This window comes from Microbacterium sp. 13-71-7 (assembly GCF_002257455.1).
Classification (GTDB): Bacteria; Actinomycetota; Actinomycetes; order Actinomycetales; family Microbacteriaceae; genus Microbacterium.
In genome coordinates this window covers 1-3221 of the sequence record NZ_NCKN01000337.1, presented here as the reverse complement: position 1 = coordinate 3221, position 3221 = coordinate 1, and the positions used below count along the sequence as shown (strand labels likewise).

At 71.6% G+C, this 3221-nt stretch carries 2 protein-coding genes and 1 pseudogene; all 3 read right to left on the bottom strand.

Annotated features, from left to right (window positions below; translation table 11 throughout):
• Window positions 1-291: pseudogene (locus B7X32_RS19815) on the bottom strand (2-hydroxyhepta-2,4-diene-1,7-dioate isomerase); the annotation flags it as partial.
• Entirely contained in the window at window positions 291-716 is a 426-nt protein-coding gene (locus tag B7X32_RS19810) for a RidA family protein (protein WP_292723690.1), read from the bottom strand. The gene B7X32_RS19810 and the pseudogene B7X32_RS19815, both read right to left, overlap by 1 nt.
• Before the next feature lie 65 nt (window positions 717-781).
• Entirely contained in the window at window positions 782-3181 is a 2400-nt protein-coding gene (locus B7X32_RS19805; RefSeq protein WP_292723687.1) for a bifunctional salicylyl-CoA 5-hydroxylase/oxidoreductase, read from the bottom strand.
• Window positions 3182-3221 lie beyond the last annotated feature (40 nt).

Genomic DNA, 3221 nt, shown 5'->3' with positions numbered 1-3221 from the left:
CTTGGCGAAGAGCGTCGGGTGCTCCGGCACCGCGCGGCCGGTCTCGAGGATGTGGTCCCGGTAGTTGAGGCCGCAGCAGAACACCTTCGCGGGCCGCGGCATGGGGACGCCGAAGGCCTCGGGGTCCAGATCCTGCCTGGTCGGCTGCCGGAGGGCGGCATCGGTCCGCTCGCGCCAGCCGTCGGTGGCGACGAGCTCCTGCGCGTCCGCCTCATCGAGGAGCACCCAGCCGTCGGCGTCGCCGACGGCGGCGCGGGTGGTGCCGCCGACGCGGACCGTCGCGAGCCGCATCAGTCCCGGTCCTCCCCGGCGCCGCCCGTGGCCGCGCCGAGATGCGCGACGCCCTGGATCTCGATCATGGCCTCCTTCTGCCACAGCCGCGTGACGCCGATTCCGGCCATCGCCGGATACTCGGTGCCGGCCATCTCGCGCCAGCGGCGCCCGATCTCACGACCGTTGGCCTGGTAGTCGTCGACGTCGGTGAGGTAGATCGTGACGTCCACGAGATCCGTGGGACGGCCGCCCGCGGCCTCGAGCGTGGCGAGCACGTTGGAGAACGCCTGCACGAACTGCTCGACGATCCCGCCGGGCACGATCGCGCCGGTGCGGTCCATCGCGGTCTGCCCGCCGAGGTAGACGAACTCGCCGGCGCGCACCCCGTGCGCGAAACCGCTCGGCGCGACGAGGGTCTCGGGGTTGATGATCTGGCGGGTCATGGTTCTTGTCCTCCTGTATCGATGCATGTGGGGGCCCTTCGACGGGCTCAGCGGCCGGGACGAGCTCAGGGGCCGACCTGTGCGAGGGTGTCGGCGGGCTCGCGCTGGGGGATCCACCGGCGGTGCTCCGGCGCGGTCTCACCCGCACGCGCATCTCGGACCAGCGAGAGCCGCGGTCGCACGGCGTCGGTGCGGGCGGACGGCGGCTTGCGGGACCCGGCACGGAACGGCGCCACCCAGTCCGCCCCCTCCCCGCGGTAGCCCTGGTCCGCCGCCGCGTGCAGCGTCCACTGCGGATCCCACAGGTGCGTGCGGCCGAGCGCGACGAGGTCGGCACGGCCTGCGAGCAGGATCGAGTTCACATCGTCGTGGCTGGACACCGCGCCCACCGCGATCACACTGACGCCGGCCTCGGCCGCGACCCGATTGCGGATCGCGTCGGCGAACGGCGTCTGATAGCTGCGGCCGAACTGCGGCCTCTCCTCCTTGGCGATCTGGCCGGAGGACACGTCGATCGCCTCCGCGCCGTGTGCGATGAACGCACGGGCGATCTCGATCGCGTCGTCCAGCTCGTTCCCGCCCTCGCACCAGTCGACGGCCGAGAGGCGCACGGTGAGCGGGCGCTCGGCCGGCCAGGCGGCGCGCATCGCGTCGAACACCTCGAGCGGGTAGCGCAGGCGATTCTCCCGGCTGCCGCCGTACTCGTCCGTGCGCCGGTTGGACACGGGCGACAGGAAGGAGGAGATGAGGTAGCCGTGCGCCGCGTGCAGCTCCGCGAGATCGAACCCTGCCGCGGCGGCGCGGCGGGTCGCGGCGACGAACTCCTCGCGCACCCGGTCCATGCCCGCGCGGTCGATCTCCTGCGGCGCCGCGTTGGCAGGGCCGTAGGGCAGCGCGGAGGGGGCGAGGGTCTCCCAGTTGCCCTCGGGCAGCGGATCGTCGATCCCCTCCCACATGCGCCTGGTGGATCCCTTGCGGCCGGAGTGGCCGAGCTGCACGCCGATCTTCGCCGTCGACTGATCGTGCACGTAGTCCACGATCCGGCCCCAGGCGTCGCGCTGCTCATCCGTGTAGAGCCCGCCGCAGCCCGGGGTGATCCGGCCCTCGGCCGAGACGCAGACCATCTCCGTCATGACGAGACCCGCGCCGCCCGTCGCCTTCGACCCGAGGTGCACGAGGTGGAAGTCGCCTGGCACGCCCTCGACCGAGGAGTACATGTCCATGGGCGAGACGACCACGCGGTTCTTCAGCGCGAGCGCGCCGATCCGGTGCGGGCGGAACATCGCCGGCTCGTCGGCGGTGCGGCCCGCGAAGCGCGCTCCGCGCACGACGTCGGCGGCGAAGGCGGGATCGCGCAGGGCGAGGTTGTCCAGCGTGATGCGCCTGCTGCGGGTGAGCAGGTTGAACGCGAACTGCAGCGGATCCTGGTCGGCGTACTGGCCGATCCGCTCGAACCACTCGAGCGACGCCTGCGCGGCGCGCTGGGTGGAGGCGACGACCGGGCGGCGTTCGAGCTCATAGGCGCCCAGCGCGTCGTCCAGCCGGTCGTGCTCGTGCAGGCACGCGGCGAGCGCGAGCGCATCCTCCATGGCGAGCTTCGTGCCGGAGCCGATCGAGAAGTGCGCCGTGTGCGCGGCGTCGCCGAGGATCACGAGGTTCTCGTGGTGCCAGTGCTCGTTGCGCACCGTGGTGAAGTTCAGCCACTTGGAATTGTTCGTGAGCACCTCGTGGCCGTCGAGCACGTCGGCGAAGAAGCCGCGGATCCGCTCGACCGAGAACTCGTCGCTCACGCCGGGAGGGAAGACCTCGTGCTCGGTCGCGTCGAAGCCCGCGGCCCGCCACACGTCCTCGTGCATCTCGATGAGGAACGTGGAGCCCTGATCGGAGTACGGGTACCCGTGCAGCTGCATGATCCCGTGCGGGGTGTGCAGCACCGCGAACGTGAACGCCTCGAAGACGCGATCCGTGCCCAGCCACATGTACTTCGACACACGACGGTCCAGGTCCGGCACGAAGGCGTCGGCGAACTGCGCGCGGACGCGGGAGTTCACGCCGTCCGCGGCGAGCACGAGGTCGTAGTCCGCCATGAGCGCGGCGGCGTCCGGAGCCTCGGTGCGGAAGCGGATCTCGGCGCCGAGCTCGAGGCAGCGGCGCTGCAGGAGCTGCAGCAGCTCCTTTCGCCCCATCGCGGCGAAGCCCTGCCCGCCGACCGTGTGGGTGGTCCCGCCGAAGAGCACGTCGATGTCGGTCCAGCGGGCGAACTGCTCGCCCATCCGGGCGGCGATGACCGGATCCGCGTTCTCGATCCCGCCCAGGGTCTCGTCGCTGAACACGACGCCGAAGCCGAAGGTGTCGTCGGGGGCGTTGCGCTCCCAGATCGTGACCTCGTGCGCGGGATCCAGCTGCTTCATGAGGGCGGAGAAGTAGAGCCCTCCCGGGCCTCCCCCGATCACGGCGATACGCATGTCAGACCCCCTGGGAGACGGGCGCGGAGAGGGCGGCAAG

Coding starts and splice junctions, on each gene's coding strand:
- B7X32_RS19810 (WP_292723690.1), bottom strand. CDS start 716: ATGACCCGCCAGATCATCAACCCCGAGACCCTCGTCGCGCCGAGCGGT.
- B7X32_RS19805 (WP_292723687.1), bottom strand. CDS start 3,181: ATGCGTATCGCCGTGATCGGGGGAGGCCCGGGAGGGCTCTACTTCTCC.